Below are 19193 nucleotides of genomic sequence, written 5' to 3' on the forward strand. Positions count from 1 at the left end.
CCTCAGCTTCGCGCTACGCGCCGAACACCGGAGGATAGGCGGGCGGCAGGTCCTCCAACAGGTCGAGGCCGTCGTCGTACTTGTTCTTGTGCTCCTTGTCCTCGTCCCCGTTCGCGCCGCCGCCGAACGGCATGCCGCCGAACGCTCCGGCGCCGCCCCGCGCACCCGCCGCGGCCCCACCCGGGACGCCGCCGATCACCCCCGACCCGCCGGGCATGCCCCGGCCGGCGAGCGCACCCGCGCCGACGCCGCCACCGATGCCGACACCGCCCCGAACGGCGTCCGCGCCGGCGCCACCGCCGGACAAGCTCCCGATCCCACCGCCGTAGCCCGTGCCACCCTGCCCGCCGGGACCACCCGGGCCGGCCGAGCCGGACATGAACGGGTCGACGTAGCCGGCCGCCACGGTCGAGGCGTTCGCGCCGGGGACGGTGGACGGCGATGACGGCGGGTCGGACGGCCCGGGTCCGGGCGGGGTCGATCCGCCCCCCGAAGGCGGATCGGCCACCGGGTCGGGCGGGCGCGGCGTCCAGGCCGGCGCGTCCTGGAGCTGCGGCGCGGCCCCGTCGAACCGCGGCATCGAGTCGTGGACGTCCTTGCTCCGCGACTCGTAGCTCTCCATCACCGCGACGGCCTCGGCCTTGCGCTCCTGCGCCTCCCGGTGGCTCACCATGCCGTCCGAGAGCAGCTGCTTGAGGAACACCGCGTCGCTCGGGCCACCGGTCATCGTGACCGTGTAGCCCTCGCGGAAGTTGCGCTCGGCGGTGGCGTAGCCCGGCTCCGGCATCTTGCGCTGCGCGTGGATGACCGCGTCGGTGTAGTTGGACATGCCGACGGCGATCTGGTCGGCGGTGTGGCTCGCGGTGCCCGCCCAGGTCATCAGCCTGCTGTTCGCCTCGGCGGCGCTCACCGCGGCCTGGCCCTGCCAGGTGCCCATGACCTCCTGGACGACGGCCTGCACCGCACCCGTGGTCCGCTCGATCGCGCCGGCGAGCTTCGTCCAGCGGTCGGCATGGTTCGACATCCTGGCCGGGTCGGCCCGCATGATCATGTCGTAGAGCTCGTTGTGCTGGTAGACGTCCCAGTTGACCTTGCCGAAGTGGGAGGCCTTGCGGTTGCCCTTCCGCACCTTCTTGTTCTTCTCGCCATGCGTGACGTCGGCCTTGGACCTGCCGTGCACCTCGCGGCTGGTGCGGTGCAGGCGGTCGGTGTCGTAGCCGTCGGGCGCGTCCGTCACTCGCCCTCCCCTTCCATGCGAGCCATCTGCTGCTGCAGCCGGGCCACGGTGTCGCCGTCGACCCCCCGGTAGGTGTCCAGCGTCTTGAGGATGGCGATCCGGACGGCGATCAGCTCCTGCATGTAGTCCCACAGTGCGCCTTGCACGCCGCCGTCGATGTCGACCCGATGCATGAACGCCTTGCGCATCGGTCCGGTCACCGGGCTCGAGCCGTCACCGAGCGGCTCGGAGAGCTCGGCGGCCTCCCGCAGCTGCCGCTCCAGGTCGTCGTGCAGGTCCGCGAGCTTGTGCTCGGCGGCGGCGAGTGCCGCGAAGTCGGTGGCGACGCCGTCCACGTTGGTGCCGGTCGCGCCGAACTGCGGCGTCGCGCCGACCGTGAGGTCGGTCAGGTGCGCCCGGTGGCGTTCCCGCCTGTGTTCGCGGTACAGCTCCTTCGCCTCGGTGAAGCTGTCCACCCGTTCGCGCGCCATGCGCAACCTCCACCCGGATCCCTCGCCCTGTGGGCATCAGCCTGGCCATAGTGACTCTCGCGGACCAGCAAATCCAGCGCCTTGTGCACAACTGGTCACAATCGCGACTCAGCTGAACAAGCGCGCCGGGAGCAGGAGCCGGGCCAGCTCGTCGGCCAGTACCGAGGAGCGTTCCAGCGCCGGCGCCAGCACGTCCAGCACCGAAGGGATGCTTTCCGCGTCGGGCCTGCCCGGCTGGTCCTGTTCGATGGCGCACCTCCTCGGTCCGTTCCATTCCACCCGCCCGGCAGGCGGCGGCCCCAGCGCGGCTGCACAGCGGGGCACGGGCACGACTCATCCGGGCAACATCACGGGCTGAAAGGTTCTCAGCGGTCCCGAACTACGCTGTTCGCGTGAGTCGCGTACCCCCACCGTGGCCTCCGGTCGAGGTCGAGCACCCGGACCGGCATCCGGACGCCCCCGCCCCAGGCAGCAAGCTCGGCGCCCACTACGCCTACTGCTTCGGCTGCGGTGACGAGGTCGAGCACGGTCTGCACCTGCATGCCGAGGCCGGTGCGGGGCAGACGATCCTCGCCCAGTTCACCGTCACCGACGCCCACCAGGGCGCGCCGGGCCTGGCCCACGGCGGCCTGCTGGCCTGCGCGTTCGACGAGGCGCTCGGCGCGACCGTCGGCCACCTGCTCCGCAGGCCCGCGGTCACCGGCAAGCTCGAGACCGACTTCCTGCGGCCGGTGCCGATCGGCTCGACCCTGCACATCGTCGGCAAGCTCGACGGGATCGCCGGGCGCAAGGTGTACGCGAGCGCGGACGGCAGGCTCGACGCGCCGGACGGACCGGTCGCGCTCCGGGCCAGGGCGCTGTTCGTGATCGTCGAGTTCAGCCACTTCATCGAGCACGGCCGCGCGGAGGACCTGCGCGCGGTCGCCGAGGATCCCAGCCTGCTGCGGCGGCGCTTCGACATCAACCCCTGACAGGAGCGTTCGATGTTCGGCGTGATCCTCAGCGCGCTGGTCGCGCTCATGCACTTTTACGTGTGGAAGAGGCTGGTCAAGGACACCACCGCGAAGGGGGTGTGGCGCAGGGTCGGCTCGGTCGCGTTCACCCTGCTCGCGGTGCTGGTGTTCGTCACGCTGACGCTGGGCCGGTCGGTCGAGCCGGACGTGGCGCGGTGGTTCGCCTGGCCGGGCTACATCTGGTTCGCCGTGGTCGTATACCTCTTCCTCATCACGCTGGTGCTGGAGCTGCCGCGGCTGGCTCTGCGCGGGTGGGTGCGCCGCCGCCCGCTGGAGGCCACCGCCACCACCGACGCGGCACCCGTCACCCCGGCCCCGGACCCCGAGCCGCTGCCCGAGGCGGCGCGTTCCGGCAAGCCCGAGATCAACCAGAGCCGCAGGCTGTTCCTCGCCCGCGGCGCCGGGCTGGTCGCCGGGGCCGCCTCGGTGTCGCTCGTCGGCGTCGGGATCGGCAACGCGCTCGGCCCGCCCGACCTGCTGCGGGTGCCGGTGGGTTTGCGCCGGTTGGACCCCGGCCTCGCCGGCTTCCGGATCGCCGTGGTCAGCGACATCCACCTCAGCGCGATCCTCGGCCGGCCGCACACCGAGCGGGTCGTCCGCATGATCAACGAGCAGTCGCCCGACCTCGTCGCGATCGTCGGCGACCTGGCCGACGGCACACCCGAGGAGCTCGGCCCGGCCGCCGAACCGCTGCGGGACCTGGTGTCGCGCGAGGGCAGCTTCTTCGTCACGGGCAACCACGAGTACTTCATCGACCCGGACGCGTGGATCCGCGAGCTGGACCGGCTGGGCGTGCACACCTTGCGCAACGAACGGACGACGATCACCCGCGGCGGCGCGTCGCTCGACCTGGCCGGCGTCACCGACGTGAGCGGCCGCTCGCGTGACGACGGCCCGGACTTCGGCAAGGCGCTGGACGGCCGGCCCGAGGATCGGCCGGTGGTGTTGATGGCCCACCAGCCGGTGCAGGTCTCCGACGCCGCCGAGCGGGGTGTCGACCTGCAGCTGTCCGGCCACACCCACGGCGGCCAGCTGTACCCGTTCCACCACGTCGTCTCGCTCGCCCAGCCCTCGCTGGCCGGGTTGTCCAAAGTGGACGACACCTGGCTGTACGTCACCCGCGGCGCGGGTTTCTGGGGCCCGCCGGTCCGGGTCGGCGCGCCGCCGGACATCACGGTCATCGAGCTGGTGCGGTGAGGTACGCCTGGCTCACGGTGCCGGTGGCGCTGGTCCTCGTCGTCGTCCGCGCGTTCACCCGGTTCCGGCGCCCGCCGGCCAACAACCCGGCCGCGGTCCTGGCCCGCGCCTCGTCGGGCCGCCCGCGCGTCGTGTGCCTCGGCGCGAGCACCGTGCACGGCAACATCAGCTTCAACTGGGTCGACGAGCTCGCCCGCCGGCTGCCGGCGTTCGAGTGGGTCAACGCCGGCATCAACGGGGAGACCTCGGCGCAGGTGCTCGACCGGCTGCCGGACGTCGTCGCGTGCACGCCCGGCCACGTCGTGGTGCAGGTGGGCGGCAACGACCTGCTCGCCCGCGACGAGCCGCTGGACCTCGAGGCGTTCACCGCCAACCTCACGGCCATCGTGGCCGGCCTGCGAGCGACCGGCGCCCGGATCGCGCTGCTGTCGTTCCAGCCGCCGGGTGAGCGACCCGACTCGCCCGTCGGCGCCGCCGCGGCCCGGCTCGCCGCCGCCGTCCGGCGCGTCGCCGCCGACGAGGACGTCGCCTACCTGCCCTTGCCCGAGCGCCTCACGGACCTGCTGGCGCGGCGGGGTCCCACCGGCAAGGGCCTGGCCGAGTCGTCGTGGCCGTTCCTCCGGGCGCGTGCTGCGCCTGGGACTGGGCGTCGATCTGGACCGGGTCGGCCGCCTCAACGGCTATGCGATCCACACCGACGGCCTGCACCTGGCGAGCGACGCCGGCCGGGTCGCCGCGGACCTGGTCGAGCGGTTCATGGCTACGTGAGGGTGCGGGGGCGGATCGCGTTGGCCTTGTCGACGAGCTCGTGGCGTTGTTCCGGGGTGCTCGCGAGGCGGGCCAGCGCGCGGTAGCAGCGTTCAAGGCCGAACCGAAGCTCCTTTTCGGACAGCCGGCAGCCGAGGACCATGCGGGCGTCGGAGTTGTCCGCGGCCGCGCCGGGGCGGCCCGCCCGCACCCAGCTGTACGCGGCCTCCAGCACCTCGGCCGACAGGGTCGTGCGGCGCTCGGCGTCCAGGGCCAGGCGTTCGAGCCGGCGGGCGGCGTCGTGCAGGTCGTGCTCGCCGACCTTGGCGACCTCGTCGGCCCTGGTCTTGATCTTGATGGCGGCGACCTGGGCGGCGACGTGGTGGCTGGAGGTGTCCGGCACGGCCTCGAGAACCTCGATCGCGCTGGCCCGGGCGCCCTGCGCGAGATAGACCCTGGCCAGACCGAACGCGGCGCTCACCCAGGCCCGGTCGGTACGCCACACCAGCTCGTAGTACCGCGCGGCGGCGAAGTAGTTGCCGGCGTACTCGGCACTGACCGCGAGCGCGAGCTTGGGCGCGATCTCGCCGGGCACCGCGTCGTAGACCTTCTCGAACGCGGCCGTGGCGTCGACCGGCCGGTGGGTCGCGACCGCGATCAGGCCCTGGTACCAGTCGGGCCGCCAGTCGGCGGGGTCGGTGACGAGCCTGCGGGCGGCCTCGAGCTCGTTGGCCGCGGCCCGCAGGTCACCCAGCTCGAGCCGGGCTCGGACCATCCGCAGCCGCACCTCGATCGAGTCCTGCGGCGCGGAGGCGAGCGCGGCCACCGCCTCCGCGGGCTCGGTGGCGGTGATGCTCGCGAGGGTGCTGGCCGCGTGGTCGTGCGTGTCGACCATCGGCAGCGGCAGGATCGACGCCACCTCGAGCGGGTTCGGCGACGGCAGCGACCCGCGCTCGCCGACGACCATGCCGGAGCCGAACGTCCTGGTCTCCAACGCGAACACGGTCGACGTGCCGGGCCGCGGGCGGCCGGTGCCGAGCGCCATCACCTCGCGCAGCACGCCGGTGAGCTGGTCGGCCATCTCCTCGGCGGAGGTGAACCGCAGCGCGGCGTTCTCGTGCGTGGCACGCTTGAGGACCCGGTGGTAGGAGCCGAACAGCGCGAACAGCGGCTCCTCGTCCGAGCCGGGCAGGGTGTACTTGTGCCGCGTGGTGTAGCCGGCGAACTCGATCGACAGCACGGCGAGCGTGCGGCCGACGGTGTAGATGTCGGAGGCGACCGTGGCGCCCTCGGTGGCGAGCTCCGGCGCGGAGTAGCCGAGGGTGAAGAACAGCGGGCTCTCGTAGTCGTCGGTCTGCCGCACGGCGCCGAGGTCGATGAGCTTGAGCTGCTCGCCGGCCTGGATCACGTTGTCCGGTTTGAGGTCGCAGTAGAGCATGGTGATGCTGTGCAGGTAGCCGATCGCGGGCAGGATCTCGAGCCCGTAGGCGATGACCTGGCCGATCGGCAGCGGTTCCGCGCGCCCGGTCTCCCGGTGGTGCTCGAGGGCCAGCTGGCGAAGCGACTGGCCGCCGACGTACTCCATCACGATGTAGCCGACGAGGTTGCCGGTCTTGGGGTCCGGGTGCTGGACGAAGTTGTAGATGCGCACCACGTTGGGGTGCTCGACCTCGGCCAGGAAGCGGCGCTCGGCCACCGCGGACGCCATGGAGGTGGCGTCGCCGGTGTCGATCATGCCCTTGAGCACGACCCACCGGTCGGAGACGTTGTGGTCCTTGGCCAGGTAGATCCAGCCCAGCCCGCCGTAGGCCAGGCACCCGAGCACCTCGTACTGCCCGCCGACAAGGTCGCCCCGGAAGAGGCGCGGCCGGAAGTTGAACGGCGTGCCGCAGGTGGCGCACTCGCCCTCGGTGGTGCCGGGCCGGTCGTCCTTGCCGCGGCCGACCTCGGCGCCGCAGTTGCTGCAGAACCGCTTGTTCTCGCTGACCGCGGGGTCGGTCAGGACGGCCGAGGCCGGGTCCTTGACGGGGACGACGGGCACCTCGACCAGCCCGGCGCCGAGCCGTCCCCGCCCGGAGGTGCGGGAGGAGGTCCGCCGGCCGGTGCCGGGGAACGAGCTGGACCCGGTGCTGTGCGTACTGTCCGGCGGCGCCTGCAGCGCGGTGGCCGCGGCTTCCGGCGGCTTGGGCGGATCGATGCTGAGCGTCTGCGGGACCTCGCCGAGGACGCTGGTCGGCTGTGGCTCGTCGTCGGCGAGCGCGTTGGGCGGGCGAACTCCGGGCTGCCGCGGGAGGACGTCGGGCATGGGGATGTTCTGCCCCCACTGCATCCCTTGGGGCGGCCCGCCTTGGCCGGCTGGCCTCGGTTGCCCGTACTGCGCCGGCAGCGGCTGGCTGTACCGCAGCGGTTGGCTGACCGAGGACGGTCCCGACTGGCCGGCGTAGGGCTGCGACTGGCTGGGCTGCCCCTGCCCGAACTGCCCCGGCTGCGGCTGCCCGGGCTGGGCCTGGCCGTACTGCCCGGCCGGAGCCCGACCTTGTTGCGGCTGGCCGGGCTGCGGCGGCCCGAAGGGCGCCTGCGGCTGGCTGGGCTGGGCCTGCCCGAACGGTCCCGGCTGGCTGGGCTGGGGTTGGGCGAACGCCCCTGGCTGCGGGTGCGATGCCGGCGGCTGGCCCGGCTGCCACTGCCCGCCCCGCGGCTGGGCCGAGGGTTGCTGCCCTGTCTGCGGCTGCCCGACCTGGTGATGCGGCGCGGCCGCCGGATCTTGTCCCGGCAGCAGCTGGCCGACGGGTTGGCCGAACACGGTCGGCTGGCCTGGCTGGGCCTGCCCGGCCGGCTGGTGCCGCGGCGCTTCCGGCTGCGCCTGTTCCTGCTGTCCCTGCTGGGTCTGTGCCGCGGGCGGTCGGCCCGCTCCCTGCCCTTGCGATGACTGCCCCACCGGTTGCCCCCCTGCTTGCTGCTGCCCCGTCGACGCCCCCGGCCGGCCCGGCCCGCCGACACCCGCTGCCGCACCACCCGCGGCCGGCGTGCCACCGGCCGGTGCGCGCGGCGCCGGGGAGGGCTTCGCGCCCGGGGAGTCCGGCCTGCGGTGAGCACCTGACGGTCGCGGCGGTTCCTCCTCGCCGGACAGTGCGGCCGCCGAGCGGAACCAACCGGTGCCGTCGGCGCTGTTGTCCGCGGCCTCGCGCAGCCGTGACGCCTGCTCCTCGGCCTCCCTGCGCAGGCGCTCGGCCTCCTGGTCAGCGGTGGCCGCGACGGCCATCCCGCACACCGTGCAGTTGCCGTCCACGAGCTCACCGGCGCAACCCGGCCTCGGGCACCTGGTCATCCCCACCTCAGTCCCGGTACTTGGGCGTCGGCGGATCCGGCCGTGGCTCGCCGGTGGGGCCCAACCACTTGTCGTAGCTGTCCGCCCACGCGCCGTCCGCCACGGACTGCGCCAGCACCCCGTTGACGAACTGCACCATGTCCACATTCTTCTTGGGAATCCCGATCCCGTACGGCTCGCGGGTGATCCGCGGCCCGACCATCTTCACGTTCGGGTCCTGGGCCACCATCCCCGCGAGGATCGTGTCGTCGGTCGACATCGCGTCCACCTGGCCCTGCTGCAGCATGATCAGGCAGTCCGACCAGTTGTCCACCTGCACGGGGATCGGGTCGGCCTTGTGCTCGGCGATGGTCTTGATCGACGTGGATCCCTTTGCGGCGCACACCTTCTTGCCGCCCAGCTGGTCGAGGCTCGTCACCTTCGACGCGCGGTCGACCAGCAGCCGCTGGCCCGCGGTGTAGTAGATGGCCGAGAAGTTGATCTGCTGCCAGCGCGCGCAGGTCGCGGTCATCGTGCGGACGACGATGTGCACCTGGTTGTTCTTGAGCGCGTCGATCCGGCCGGCCGACGTGACGACCTTGAACTGGACCTTGTTCGGGTCGCCGAAGATGGCCTTCGCGATCTCGCGCACCCGGTCGATGTCGAAGCCCTCGAGCGCGTTGGTCGTCGGGTCGCGGAACCCGAAGAGGAACGTGTTCTGGTCGACCCCGGCGATCAGCTTGCCGCTGTCCTGGATCGCCTTCATCGTCGAGCCCGCGGGCATCCGACCCGGCTGCGGCATGGACTCGGGCGGCCGGAAGCTCGCCTCCGGGTCGCAGTTCGGAGTGGGTGCGGCGGAGGTCGACGGCGGCGCGGGGTTCTCCTCGACACCCACCGGCGCCGGCCGCTCGACGGAGTCCACTGCGGCCAGATCGACCGGCCTGCCGCCGCCCGCGCATCCGGTGGCGCAGGCGAGCAGCAACGACAACACCACCGCGCCGCGCTTGTTGCTCACCGGTACTCCTGAAGTCGTTCCCTGATTCCCATTGTCACCCCGGCGGCGGCCAGCAGCGCCAGAGCCGCGGTCCCGGGCGCCAGTCCGGTCATCGCCTCGCTCGCCGAGCTGGTCTCGTCGACGAACACCCCGCGCCCGTCGTTGATCGCGCGCAGCAGGTTGGCGTCGAGCTCGTTGAACGCGCCCGCCGCGCCGTCCTCGGCGTCGCCGATGGCCAGCGCCACCGCCTCCTGGTACTGGCCGTCGTCGTCGAGCTGGCGGACCCGGTCGTGCGCGTCGAGCCACGCGGTCACGTTCGCCCTGGCCGCCTCGATCGCGTCGGACGTCTCCTGGTTCGCCGCCAGCCCCTGGGCGCGCACCAGCAGGTTCTCGTCGCCGTCGCCGGAGACCTCGGACGCGAGGGACTGCCAGTCGTCCTCGTACTCTGCGCCGTCACCGCGCGCGACCAGGGTGAGCGTCTCGTTGGCCCGCATCTTGAGCGCGTTGATCCGGGCCTGCACGGCCAGCTCCACCTGCTGGGTGCCGCTGTCCTGCCCGTTCGCGACCTTCGCCGACTCGAGCAGCAGCGCCACGGTGCCCCAGGCGAGCCCGACCACCACAGCGATGGTGGCGACCACCAGCCCCACGTTGAGCAGCCGGTTGGTCCGCCGGGTCAGGTACATCTGGGTGGCGACGAACGCGACCAGCAGCACGAGCACCAGGCCGGCGGTGATCCACGGGAACTCCCTGGCCTGCGCCTGCTCGTCGGCGAGCCGGCGGGAGTCGATGGAGTACAGCTCCTGCGCGGCCGGCAGCAGTTTCGCGCGCATCAGCCCGGACGCCTCGCGAAGGTAGGCCGCACCGGCCGGGAAGCCCTGCCGGTTGTAGGCCCGCGCGGTCTCGACGAGTCCGGTGTAGACGGGCAGCTGCTGGGCGAGCTGGTCTACCTGCTCCTCGGCCTCGGGCACGCCGGCGACGTCCGCCGACGCCTTCGCCAGGTTGGCGCCGGCCTGGGCGATGTCCAGCTCGTAGCGCTCGCGCAGGGCCGCGGGCGGGTTGCCACCGGAGAGGAACGCGCTGGCCGCGGTGGCGTCGGCGTCGGACAGCGAGCGGTAGATCTGCTGGGACGCGGCGGCGAGCGGCTCGCGGTGGTCGATCAGGTTGTCGATCGTGGCCTGCTTCTGCTGCAGTGCGATCGCCCCGGTGACCCCGGTGAGCAGGGCCAGCACGACGAGCCCGACGCCGACCACGAACAGCCGGCCGGGTGTGCTCGCCGCGGACCTGCGGGCACGCCGGACAGCGGTCGCCGGCATCCCCCACACTCTGCGTGCCCCCGTGCTGGTCGCCGACTCGGGTGCCGCAGTGGTCACCATCGGTGATCCCGGCGCAGTCTCCACGCCAGAAGAGTCAACACCACGGAGCCCCTCATCACGTCCGCATTCCCCTCGCAGTTACCGGCCTGTGATTCGCAAACGAACCTAGTCCAGCGGCCGCGTGTCGGCCACCGTCGTTGTCGCACGCCACGACCGAGTCCCGTCACGCCACGTAACAGGCACGCACTGTAACGAAACCCGGTCACTTGATCTCTGGGTAGTCGCTCGGTTGCGCTCTGGAATTCCGGGCTCTCGCGTGCGAATCTCGAACCGAGCGCCCGAACACCCCGGAATGCCAGGTGGAGGAAAATGGACACTCGCCCCGACCTCCAACAAGTCGCCACCTTCCGCGGCGACCGCGGTTGGACCCCGGACGGGTCGCTCCGCCCGGCGAGGTGACCGCAGAGGTCTGGCTCCGCTGGGCCGGCACCGCCGCGTTCCTCGCGGTGGCCGGGTACTGCGTGGCCAGGCTCGCCGCCGCACACCGGGCTCCGGCCGGCTATCCCGGCCGGCACCGCGCCGTTGACATCGCACACGTGCTGATGGGCATCGGCATGGCCGCCATGGCCTCACCGGCGGGTGGCCCGTTGCCGATGGCCGGGTGGCAGGCGATCTTCCTGATCATGGCGGCCTGGTTCGCCGGCTCGTGGTGGCGGGAGCGGCGGACCGGACCGCCGCCGCGGGACGGCATGGGGTGGCACGGCACCGGACTGCACCACGCGGTGGCGGCGCTGGCGATGCTCTACATGCTGAGCGCGATGCGCCACGGCGGCGGGCACGGCGTACCCGACACCGCGCCGTGGCTCGCCGGTCGGCTCGACTCGCCGGGCATGGCGCTGCCGGTGGTCGGCTGGGCGCTGGTGGGCTACTTCGCGGTGTCCGCGGTGCTGCTGGTGGTCGGCACGGACTGGCGGCCGGGGCCGGCCGGGGTGCCGTCGATACTGCTGACCCCGCGGATCACCGCGTCCTGCCAGGCGACGATGGCGCTGGGCAACGGCTACCTGCTGCTGGCGATGCTGGGCTGACGCCGGGCCGATCTGACCGGCTCGACGGCCAGCGAGACCAGCCACCCGCTCCACAGCACGTACCCGACGACGTTGGCCGTGTCCGCGCCCGGCACGTCCAGCGGCACGAGCACGCCGACCGCGACGAGAGCGGCTCTCACCAGTCGACCCGGCGGAGTTCCCGCTGAGCGCGCGCACGGCGGCGGTCGCGGCGACGTGGAACTCCGAGGCGCAGTTCCGCTGGGGGCTCGACCGGCTGCTGGACGCCCTGGTGCTCAGCCCGTGAGGCCGAGGAACGCGGCCATGACCCTGGCCTGGTGATCGAACCAGGCCTCGAGGTCGGTGATGGTGTTGTTGAAGCGCCCGAAGAGCTCGAAGCTGATCGCGCCGAACACCTCGGTCCACGCGATCAGTGCCTGGGCCATGACCGCCTCGCTGATGCCCGGGGCCACGACGTCCTTGATCTGCGCGAGCTCCGGGCGCAGCACCGGTTCCGGACGCAGGAGGTCTGCGACCACCAACCGGCCGGCGGCGTGCGCGTCGTCGAGGATGGCGCCGAGCACGACGACCGGGCGCATCGAGGGCGCGACGGTGTCCTGCGTCGCGGCATAGCCGGGCACCGGGCTGCCGTAGATCAGCGCGTACTCGTGCGGGCGCGCGACCGCCCAGGCACGCAGGCCGTGCGCGACCGCGAGCCAGCGGCCGAAGTAGTCCGTCCGGTCCCGAACCTTCGCGCCGGCCGCCTCGGCCGCCTCGCCCATCGAGTTGTAGGCGTCCAGGATCAGCGCCGTGAGCAGCTCGTCCCGGTTGCTGACGTACCGGTAGATCGCCGAGGACACCATGTCCAGGTCGCGGGCGATCGCCCGCAGCGAGAGGTCCGCCCCGTTCGCGGCGAGCTGGCGGCGGGCGACATCCTTGATCTCGTCGATCATCTCCGCACGCACCCGTGCCCGGATCGACCCCGCGGTTCGGTCGGTCATGGTTGAGAGTATTGCACACATTCGAGAGCACTGCTCTTGACAGTGAGCAGTGCTCTGGCGGAGCATGGAACCGAACAGAGAGCAGTGCTCTCGAATGAGAGAGGGATCTCGCCATGGCACTCCACGTCATCGTCGGCGCCGGACCGGTCGGCACCGCCACCGCGACCCTGCTGGCCGACCGCGGCGAGCAGGTCCGGGTCGTCACGAGAAGTGGCAGCGGCCCGGCGCACCCGGCCATCGAGCGGGTGGCGGCCGACGCCACCGACGCCGACCGGCTGTCCTCGCTCGCCGAGGGCGCCGTCGCGCTGTACAACTGCGCGAGCCCGCAGTACCACCGCTGGCTCACCGACTGGCCGCCGATCGCCTCGGCATTGCTGACGGCGGCCGAGCGCGGCGGCGCGGTCCTCGCGGCGGCGAGCAACCTCTACGGCTACGGCGAGGTCGACGCCCCGATCACCGCGGACACCCCGCTCGCGGCGACCCACCCCAAGCTCAAGCTTCGCGCGGACATGTGGCGGGCCGCGCTGGCCGCTCACGAGGCCGGCAAGATCCGGGCCACCGAGGTCCGCTCGAGCGACTACATCGAGGCGAACTCGATCTTCAACGCGGTGCTCGCCAAGCCACTGCGGGCCGGCAAGCGGGCGAATGTGCCGGCCGCGCTGGACACGCCGCACAGCTGGACCGCGATCGCCGACGTGGCACGGACGCTGGCCACCGTGGCCACCGACGAGCGCGGCTGGGGCAAGGCGTGGCTGGTGCCGACCAACCCGCCGCTGACCGTCCGCCAACTGGCCACCCGGTTCACCGAGGTCAACGGCCTGCCGCCGGCCAAGGTGGGCGGCCTGCCCTACCCGGTGCTGTGGACCGCCGGCCTGTTCTCCCCGATGATCCGCGAGCTGCGCACCACGCGGTACCAGTTCATCCGCCCGTTCGTGATCGACTCCTCGCTCACCGAGCACACCTTCGGCCTGACCCCGACCGACCTCAACACGGCACTGAAGAACGTGGCCGCCTAGTTCCCCCCGCCCTCCACCTTCTCCGCGATCGCCCTGATCCACTCCTCGGACCAGGTCAGCTCGCCCGAGCGGAGGGCGGCGACGACGCCGTCGACCCACCGCAGCTCGGCACCCCGGACCGCGAGCAGGTACTCGTCGTCCAGGGTGAACAGGCGCGGGAGGCCGGGCACGGACGCGACCTCCGCCTCCCGCGTCGCGATCTCCGCCGCCAACGCCGCCGCCCGCGCCGACAGCTGCTCCAGCACGTCCTCCGGCGCCAGCAACATCAGCGACGCCAGCGCGGCCGGGAACTCCGGGAACTCACGCGCGGGCGACGCCAGCATCGCGCGCGTCCACGAGCGCAGCGCGTCCCGGCCGGCACCCGTCAGCTCGTAGACCGTCCGCTCCGGGCGGCGCTCGTCGCGCGAGGTCTCCCGCACGGCGATCAGCGATGTACGCAGCAGGCGGTCGATCGTCTGGTAGACGCTGTTCCGCGCGGCCACGTTGGCGATCTTGTCCTTGCCGCGCTCCTTGATCATCTGCCGCATCCGGTACGGGTGCATCGGCTCCTCTGCCAGCAGCGCGAGCAGCACCAGCGCGAGCGGGGAACGTCGATCGGAACTCCGGGCCACGGCGTCACCCTAATCAACTCTTGCGCGAGCAGTCATGTTATGTATAGTCATACTATGACTATACCCATGAAGGCACTGATCATCGGCGGCGGGATGGCCGGACCGGTCACCGGGATGGCATGCGAGCAGGCGGGCATCGACTCGACCGTCTACGAGGCGTACGACCGGACCGCGGACGGCGTGGGCGCGTTCCTCACCCTCGCGGTCAACGGGCTGGCCGCCCTGCGCACGCTCGGGCTGAGCGACCTGGTGCGGGACAAGGGCGTCGACACCCCGTCGATGGTCGCCGAGATGGACGGCAGACGGCTGGCCGAGTTCTCCTTCGGCGCGCCGTTACCGGACGGGACCCGGAACCAGACCATCACCCGCGCCGACCTCTACGGGATCCTGCGTGACGAGGCGGTGCGCCGCGGCGTGCCGATCGAGTACGGCAAGCGACTCGTCTCCGCGGAGTCCACTCCGGACGGTGTGCTGGCGCGGTTCGCCGACGGCAGCACCGCCCGCGGCGACCTGCTGATCGGCGCGGACGGCCTGCGCTCGGCCACCCGGCGGATCATCGACCCGAACGCGCCCGCGCCTCGGTACGTGCCGCTGCTCAACGCGGGCGGCTACGCGCGCGGCGTCACGCTGCCCGGCGAGCCCGGGGTGATGCACATGTTCTTCGGCAGGCGCTGTTTCTTCAGCTACGTGGCGCGCCCGGACGGGGAGGTGTGGTGGTTCGCGAACCCGCCGCAGCCGACCGAGCTCGCGCCGAAGGCCCTGGCCGCGATCACCCCCGAGCAGTGGCGGACCAAGCTCCGCGACCTGTTCGCCGGCGACGACTTCCCAGCACTGAAGGTCATCGACGCCACCGAGCACATCTTCTCCGGCTGGAACACCTACGACTACCCGAAGGTGCCCGTCTGGCACCGGGACGGCATGATCATCATCGGCGACGCGGCGCACGCCACCTCGCCGGCGTCCGGCCAGGGCGCGTCGATGGCCATCGAGGACGCGGTGACGCTGGCGAAGTGCCTGCGTGACCTGCCGGACATCCCGCAAGCGTTCGCGGCCTACGAGGGCCTGCGCCGCAAGCGGGTGGAACGCGTGGTGGCACAAGGAAAGCGCAACGGCGACGGCAAGGCGATGGGGCGGATCGGCCGGATGATGCTGCCAACGATCCTCAAGTTCGTGGCCAAGACCTCCAGCAGGCAAGGCTGGCTGTACGACCACCGGATCGAGTGGAACGAGCCGGTCTCGACGGCGTGACCGGGTGACGCGGGCGGACGCCGTTGGCCGCCCGCGCCACCCGGGGACCCCGGCTAACCTCGTAGCCGGGTCGCGCAGGACCGGCATCGGGTCAACCGGGGCCAGCCCTCGGGACGGCCGCCCCACATCGGCCAGGCGACGCCGGCCAATGTGCGCAGCACGCAGTTGCGGCACAGTCGGGTGCGGCGAGACATCAGTTGTACCCCCGGATGAGGTGATCGTCCGACGAGCGGTCGGCCGCGGTCGACACCTGCGACTGACCGGACTCCCGCGCCGGCGCGGGGGTGCTCGCCGGCCGGACCTCGCCGACACCTTGCGGCTGGTTGCTCATGCTGTGAAACCTGCCTCGCTCCGCTCGGCGTGGACGGCATTCGCGCGAAGCACGGTGGCTGGGTTGGTTGGTTTGCTCACGCCGTGGCACCTGCCTCGCTCCGCTCGGCGTGGACGGCATTCGCGCGAAGCACGGTGGTTGGCTTGGTCTGTCGACTCATGCCCGCTCCTGTCTCTCAATGGCCCCAAGGTGAGATCGGCCACTCGAGGACGGCTCGAGACCGGGTCGGGACGGCTGGACACGACGGCTCCGGACCGGTTCTCGAGCGGGTTTCGAGCGGGCGCCCGCACCCTCGTCACCCCAGGGAGGGAGAGGAGCCCGCGGTGGTCACCGACCAGGCCGACCTCTACGCGGTGGCGACCGCGTTCCGGCAGTCCAGAATGGTCGCGGTGGCGGTCGAGCTCGACGTGTTCTCCTTGCTCGCCGACGAACCCGCCACGCTCACCGAGCTGTGTGCCCGGCTCCGGCTGCACCCGCGGCCGACCGAGGCGCTGTTGAACGGCCTGTGCACCATGGGGATCCTCGCCCTCGACGGCGACCGCTACCGCAACCGCGCGCCCGCTGACAGCCGGCTCGACCGCACCGAGCCCGACTACACCGGCGGCCCGTTCGCGGTCGCCGGCTGGCAGTTTCCACTGTGGACCCGGCTGCGCGCGCTGCTGGAGACCGGTGAGCCGCAGGGCGCCGACGCCGGTCTCGGCTTCTGCCCGGACTCGGTGGCGCTGCGCCGGTTCGTCGAGGCGGCAGACGCCCGGTCCGCGCGTTGCGGTCCCGCGCTCGCGCGCGAGATCGACCCGGCCGGCGCCACGCACGTCGTCGATCTCGGTGGCGCCAGGGGGACCGTGCTCGCGAGCATCCTGCACGCGCACCCGCACCTGACCGGCACGGCGTTCGACCTGCACGCGGTGCGCCCGCTGTTCGACGAGCACGCGACCCGGCTCGGCCTCACCGATCGAATGCGCTTCCGCGGCGGCGACTTCTTCACCGACGACCTGCCGCCCGCCGACGTCTACCTGCTCGGCCACCTGCTGTCCGACTGGGACGACGACCGGTGCGCGTACCTCGTGGCCAGGGCCGCACGAGCGCTCAGACCCGGCGGCACCCTGCTCGTCCACGACCCGCTCATCGACCCGGATCGCCCGCACACCAACGAGAACTGGGTGCACAGCCTCAGCACCCAGCTGATCGGTCCGGCCGGGACGGTCAACACCACCGACGACTGCCGCGGCTGGCTGGCCGCCGCGGGCCTCACCGGCATCGAGGTACGCGCCTTCGTCGACACGGAGTCACTGGTGGTCGGGCAGAAGCTGCCCTAACACGAGTCGAACCGTGGTCGAAGAACGCTGACGACCTCCGATCCCCGCCGGACCCGGTGTCACCATGTGGTGTCGGGAGAAGGCCACCAAGCACGTCGGGACTCGGGTCTGGAGTGTCCATGCAGAATCGTCACAATGGAGCAGAGGCCCCATCGTTGTTACCACTCCAGCTCGCCGGCCGGCCGGCCGGAACCCAGCACGCGCACGACGAGCTCGCCGGCGCGATCACGCTCGGCCTGCTCGGCCCGCTGCTGCTCGCCCGCGGCGGCAAGGTGGTCACCCCGTCCGCGCCGAAGCTGCGCCAGGTCCTGTCCCTGCTCGCGGTCCAGGCCAACTCGGTGACCCGGGTCGACCAGCTCGTCGAGGAGCTGTGGGAGGAAAGCCCGCCGCAGAGCGCGCTCACCACCGTGCAGACCTACATCTACCAGCTGCGCAAGCTGCTCAAACTCGATGACAAGCCGACCGGCGGCCGCGCGACCCCGACCCTGCTCAGCCACCCCGGCGGCTACATCCTGCAGCTGCCGGCGCTCGACGACATCGACGCCAACCGGTTCGAGGCACTCGCCCGGCGCGGTCGCGCGGAGCTTCTCGCGCAGCGGACCGAGGCCGCGTCGGACACCTTCCGCGAGGCACTCTCGTTGTGGCGCGGCGGTTTCCTCGAGGGCGTCTCGACCGGACCACTGCTCTACTCGCACACCACCCGGCTGGACGAGCTGCGCCGCACGGTGCTCGCCCTGCGCATCGAGGCGGACCTGCAGCTGGGCCGGCACCAGGAGATCATCGGCGAGCTCACGAGCCTCGTCAGCGGCGAGCCGACCCGCGAGGACTTCTCCGCCAAGCTCATGATCGCGCTGTACCGCAGCGGCCGCCGGGCCGACGCGCTCGGGGTGTACCAGCGGATCCGCACCGCGCTGGTCGACGAGCTCGGCCTCGACCCTGCCCAGGAGCTGCAGCGGCTACACCAGCTGATGCTCGAGGCCGACCCGGAGCTCGACCTGCCCGGCGTGCCGGCCGCGCCCCCGCGGCAACCCGCCCCGACCGTCCACATCGCACACCCCGCGCCCGCGCAGCTGCCCGCGGAGATCCCCGACTTCGTCGGCCGGCACCAGGAGATCGACCGGTTCACCCGGCTGCTCACCGGCCCCGACGCGCAAGGCCTGCGCGTGATCAACGTGGTCGGCCGGCCGGGCATCGGCAAGAGCACGTTCGTCGTCCGGGCCACGCGGGCCATCCGCGCGCACTTCCCGGACGGCCAGCTCTACGTCGACCTCACCGGAGGCGACGGCCGGCCGATGCCGACCCGGCACGTGCTGATCGGGATGCTCAAGGCGATCGGCGCCGACGAGGCGGACGTGCCGCACAGCGTGGCCGAGGCGGCGCTGATGTTCCGCAGCTGGACCGCGGACCGGCGGCTGCTCGTGGTGCTGGACAAGGCGAGCTCCACCGACACGCTGCGCCATCTGTTCCCCAGCGGCTCCGGCTGCGCGCTGGTCGTGGTCAGCCGGATGCCGATGGACGCGCTCTCCGGCGCGGTCCGGCTCCGGCTGCCCGCGCTGTCGGTGGCCGAGTCCGTGCAGCTGCTCGCCAACACCGCGGGCGAGAACCGGGTGAGCCAGGAGCTGGACGCGGCCGAGCGGCTCGCCGAGCTCTCCGACCGGCTCCCCCTGGCGCTTCGGGCGATCGGTGCGAAGCTCGCCGGCCGGCCGGGCTGGCACCTGTCCCGGATGGTCGCCCGGATGACCGACGAGCGGAACCGGATGAACGAGCTGAGCTACGCCGGGTTCGACGTCTTCGGCCGGCTCGCCGAGGCCTACCAGACGCTGTCCGCCCGGCAGCGCTGGGTGTTCCGCCGGCTCGCCGCGGCGGACGGCGAGCCGCTCACGACCGAGGAGATCGCCGAGCGGGTGAGCATGAGCCCGTCCGCCGTGCAGACCGTGCTCGACGAGCTGGTCGACGCGGACCTCGTGGAGGAGCTGCTCGAGGGTGACGAGCCGCGCCACCACGTGCCCGCGCTGATCCGGCTGGTCGGCCTGTCCGGAATGCTCGGCAGTTCCTGGTGGCGCAACACCACTGGCCAGCGTTCTCCCGGCTGACCGCTTGGTCCTGTTTCGCCCTCTAGTGTCGCGTGACCCTGAAACCTTTACGCCGCTGCGGCCAACGCGGCCCCTGTCTGTGTTACGGCGTTGGAGAAAAGCCCAAGTACATCCAGTACGAGCGACTTTCCTCCGCCTTGCCAGGAACCACGTGGATCCACAGCGGACGCAAAGGCACAGGACCACGCGACACTAGTGCGCGTCGAGCGGATCTCGTGTTCCGCTGCCTACGTTGGCCTCAGCGGCCACTGTGGGT

Annotated in this window: 19 protein-coding genes; 9 read left to right on the top strand and 10 right to left on the bottom strand. The window is 72.1% G+C overall.

Annotation, left to right across the window (positions count from 1 at the left end; translation table 11 throughout):
- Window positions 1-13 precede the first annotated feature (13 nt).
- From GEV28_RS12265 to GEV28_RS12275, 3 genes are all read right to left on the bottom strand, one after another.
- Window positions 14-1237, bottom strand: coding sequence for a PPE domain-containing protein (locus tag GEV28_RS12265; RefSeq protein ID WP_291411775.1), 1224 nt, complete (start codon window positions 1235-1237; stop codon window positions 14-16).
- Entirely contained in the window at window positions 1234-1707 is a 474-nt protein-coding gene (locus GEV28_RS12270; protein ID WP_291411777.1) for a hypothetical protein, read from the bottom strand. Before GEV28_RS12270 ends, GEV28_RS12265 begins: the two co-directional genes overlap by 4 nt.
- Window positions 1708-1815: 108 nt before the next feature.
- Window positions 1816-2031 (bottom strand): hypothetical protein, encoded by a 216-nt coding sequence (locus GEV28_RS12275; protein ID WP_291411779.1) that lies wholly within the window; start codon window positions 2029-2031, stop codon window positions 1816-1818.
- A 68-nt stretch (window positions 2032-2099) separates the two neighbouring features.
- Here GEV28_RS12275 and GEV28_RS12280 point away from each other — a divergent pair, with 68 nt between their 5' ends.
- The 3 genes from GEV28_RS12280 to GEV28_RS12290 are packed head-to-tail and all read left to right on the top strand — an operon-like array spanning window position 2100 to window position 4771.
- Window positions 2100-2678, top strand: a complete 579-nt coding sequence (locus tag GEV28_RS12280; protein WP_291411781.1) for a PaaI family thioesterase — start codon at window positions 2100-2102, stop codon at window positions 2676-2678.
- A gap of 12 nt (window positions 2679-2690) precedes the next feature.
- Window positions 2691-3917, top strand: coding sequence for a metallophosphoesterase (locus tag GEV28_RS12285; RefSeq protein ID WP_291411783.1), 1227 nt, complete (start codon window positions 2691-2693; stop codon window positions 3915-3917).
- A complete protein-coding gene (locus GEV28_RS12290; RefSeq protein WP_291411785.1) occupies window positions 3914-4771 on the top strand; it encodes a GDSL-type esterase/lipase family protein in 858 nt (285 codons plus the stop codon). The genes GEV28_RS12285 and GEV28_RS12290 overlap by 4 nt, the downstream gene beginning before the upstream one ends.
- Here the strand turns inward: GEV28_RS12290 and GEV28_RS12295 are convergent.
- On the bottom strand, window positions 4678-6969 hold the full coding sequence (locus GEV28_RS12295; protein WP_291411787.1) for a serine/threonine-protein kinase: 2292 nt from the start codon (window positions 6967-6969) through the stop codon (window positions 4678-4680). The two genes, GEV28_RS12290 and GEV28_RS12295, sit on opposite strands and share 94 nt — an antisense overlap.
- Window positions 6970-7071: 102 nt before the next feature.
- Here GEV28_RS12295 and GEV28_RS12300 point away from each other — a divergent pair, with 102 nt between their 5' ends.
- Window positions 7072-7593: a hypothetical protein gene (locus tag GEV28_RS12300; protein ID WP_291411789.1), complete on the top strand. Its 522-nt coding sequence runs from the start codon at window positions 7072-7074 to the stop codon at window positions 7591-7593.
- Window positions 7594-7999: 406 nt separating this feature from the next.
- On the opposite strand, the gene GEV28_RS12305 is transcribed toward GEV28_RS12300, so the two are convergent.
- Both GEV28_RS12305 and GEV28_RS12310 read right to left on the bottom strand, forming a co-directional pair.
- Window positions 8000-8986, bottom strand: a complete 987-nt coding sequence (locus tag GEV28_RS12305) for a glutamate ABC transporter substrate-binding protein (protein ID WP_291411791.1) — start codon at window positions 8984-8986, stop codon at window positions 8000-8002.
- Window positions 8983-10278 (bottom strand): hypothetical protein, encoded by a 1296-nt coding sequence (locus GEV28_RS12310; RefSeq protein WP_291411793.1) that lies wholly within the window; start codon window positions 10276-10278, stop codon window positions 8983-8985. The genes GEV28_RS12305 and GEV28_RS12310 overlap by 4 nt, the downstream gene beginning before the upstream one ends.
- Window positions 10279-10733: 455 nt before the next feature.
- On the opposite strand from GEV28_RS12310, the gene GEV28_RS12315 reads away from it, so the two are divergent.
- A complete protein-coding gene (locus GEV28_RS12315) occupies window positions 10734-11363 on the top strand; it encodes a DUF5134 domain-containing protein (protein WP_291411796.1) in 630 nt (209 codons plus the stop codon).
- Here GEV28_RS12315 and GEV28_RS12320 read toward each other — a convergent pair.
- Both GEV28_RS12320 and GEV28_RS12325 read right to left on the bottom strand, forming a co-directional pair.
- On the bottom strand, window positions 11336-11503 hold the full coding sequence (locus tag GEV28_RS12320) for a hypothetical protein (protein WP_291411798.1): 168 nt from the start codon (window positions 11501-11503) through the stop codon (window positions 11336-11338). The genes GEV28_RS12315 and GEV28_RS12320 overlap by 28 nt on opposite strands.
- Before the next feature lie 114 nt (window positions 11504-11617).
- On the bottom strand, window positions 11618-12322 hold the full coding sequence (locus GEV28_RS12325; protein WP_291411800.1) for a TetR/AcrR family transcriptional regulator: 705 nt from the start codon (window positions 12320-12322) through the stop codon (window positions 11618-11620).
- A 113-nt stretch (window positions 12323-12435) separates the two neighbouring features.
- Here GEV28_RS12325 and GEV28_RS12330 point away from each other — a divergent pair, with 113 nt between their 5' ends.
- The gene (locus GEV28_RS12330) at window positions 12436-13338 is read left to right on the top strand and encodes an NAD-dependent epimerase/dehydratase family protein (protein ID WP_291411802.1); all 903 of its coding nucleotides are present in this window, start codon (window positions 12436-12438) and stop codon (window positions 13336-13338) included.
- Here the strand turns inward: GEV28_RS12330 and GEV28_RS12335 are convergent.
- The gene (locus GEV28_RS12335; RefSeq protein WP_291411804.1) at window positions 13335-13949 is read right to left on the bottom strand and encodes a PadR family transcriptional regulator; all 615 of its coding nucleotides are present in this window, start codon (window positions 13947-13949) and stop codon (window positions 13335-13337) included. The genes GEV28_RS12330 and GEV28_RS12335 overlap by 4 nt on opposite strands.
- Window positions 13950-14003: 54 nt before the next feature.
- On the opposite strand from GEV28_RS12335, the gene GEV28_RS12340 reads away from it, so the two are divergent.
- The gene (locus GEV28_RS12340; protein WP_291411805.1) at window positions 14004-15197 is read left to right on the top strand and encodes an FAD-dependent monooxygenase; all 1194 of its coding nucleotides are present in this window, start codon (window positions 14004-14006) and stop codon (window positions 15195-15197) included.
- A 193-nt stretch (window positions 15198-15390) separates the two neighbouring features.
- Here GEV28_RS12340 and GEV28_RS12345 read toward each other — a convergent pair whose 3' ends face one another.
- Window positions 15391-15528 carry a hypothetical protein gene (locus GEV28_RS12345; protein ID WP_291411806.1) on the bottom strand — a complete coding sequence of 46 codons (138 nt, stop codon included), beginning with the start codon at window positions 15526-15528 and terminating at the stop codon, window positions 15391-15393.
- A 323-nt stretch (window positions 15529-15851) separates the two neighbouring features.
- Here GEV28_RS12345 and GEV28_RS12350 point away from each other — a divergent pair, with 323 nt between their 5' ends.
- Both GEV28_RS12350 and GEV28_RS12355 read left to right on the top strand, forming a co-directional pair.
- Entirely contained in the window at window positions 15852-16844 is a 993-nt protein-coding gene (locus tag GEV28_RS12350; protein WP_291411807.1) for a methyltransferase, read from the top strand.
- A 155-nt stretch (window positions 16845-16999) separates the two neighbouring features.
- Window positions 17000-18937 (top strand): BTAD domain-containing putative transcriptional regulator, encoded by a 1938-nt coding sequence (locus GEV28_RS12355; RefSeq protein WP_291411808.1) that lies wholly within the window; start codon window positions 17000-17002, stop codon window positions 18935-18937.
- The last annotated feature ends 256 nt before the right edge of the window (window positions 18938-19193 follow it).

The organism is Actinophytocola sp. (assembly GCF_009379765.1).
In the GTDB taxonomy this organism is placed as follows: Bacteria; Actinomycetota; Actinomycetes; order Mycobacteriales; family Pseudonocardiaceae; genus Actinophytocola.

Bases quoted from the DNA above. Each gene is read 5' to 3' on its own strand.
- GEV28_RS12270 (WP_291411777.1), bottom strand. From the start codon at position 1,707: ATGGCGCGCGAACGGGTGGACAGCTTCACCGAGGCGAAGGAGCTGTAC.
- GEV28_RS12285 (WP_291411783.1), top strand. From the start codon at position 2,691: ATGTTCGGCGTGATCCTCAGCGCGCTGGTCGCGCTCATGCACTTTTAC.
- GEV28_RS12295 (WP_291411787.1), bottom strand. From the start codon at position 6,969: ATGCCCGACGTCCTCCCGCGGCAGCCCGGAGTTCGCCCGCCCAACGCG.
- GEV28_RS12310 (WP_291411793.1), bottom strand. From the start codon at position 10,278: ATGCCGGCGACCGCTGTCCGGCGTGCCCGCAGGTCCGCGGCGAGCACA.
- GEV28_RS12325 (WP_291411800.1), bottom strand. From the start codon at position 12,322: ATGACCGACCGAACCGCGGGGTCGATCCGGGCACGGGTGCGTGCGGAG.
- GEV28_RS12330 (WP_291411802.1), top strand. From the start codon at position 12,436: ATGGCACTCCACGTCATCGTCGGCGCCGGACCGGTCGGCACCGCCACC.
- GEV28_RS12340 (WP_291411805.1), top strand. From the start codon at position 14,004: ATGACTATACCCATGAAGGCACTGATCATCGGCGGCGGGATGGCCGGA.
- GEV28_RS12345 (WP_291411806.1), bottom strand. From the start codon at position 15,528: ATGAGCAACCAGCCGCAAGGTGTCGGCGAGGTCCGGCCGGCGAGCACC.